This window comes from Chryseobacterium sp. SIMBA_029, assembly GCF_046535275.1.
Taxonomy (GTDB): Bacteria; Bacteroidota; Bacteroidia; order Flavobacteriales; family Weeksellaceae; genus Chryseobacterium.
In genome coordinates this window covers 1-231 of the sequence record NZ_JAWRXA010000914.1, presented here as the reverse complement: position 1 = coordinate 231, position 231 = coordinate 1, and the positions used below count along the sequence as shown (strand labels likewise).

General features: G+C 32.0%; 1 protein-coding gene. It reads right to left on the bottom strand.

Translation table 11 applies throughout. The annotated features are described in order from the left end of the window. The coding region (locus SB679_RS26495) for an FAD-dependent oxidoreductase (RefSeq protein ID WP_410705431.1) at positions 1-179 on the bottom strand (179 nt) is incomplete at its 3' end. Positions 180-231 lie beyond the last annotated feature (52 nt).

Sequence of the window (231 nt, the reverse complement as noted above, 5' to 3'; positions counted from 1 at the left end):
CTGATATTGGATGCCTGAATAAAAGAGGTAGCAACCTGGTAAATAAGCGGAGGAAAAAAGTGGTAATTATTCTTATCAACCAGTGTAATAAGAAATCTTTTATCATTCTTTAATGATTTTATAAGATTGAGTCCTGCAAATCCACCACCAACAATAATGATATGTTTCTTCATACTAATTGATATTTGGAATTAATTGATTATCCACCACAGCGGGTGCTAAAAATAGAAG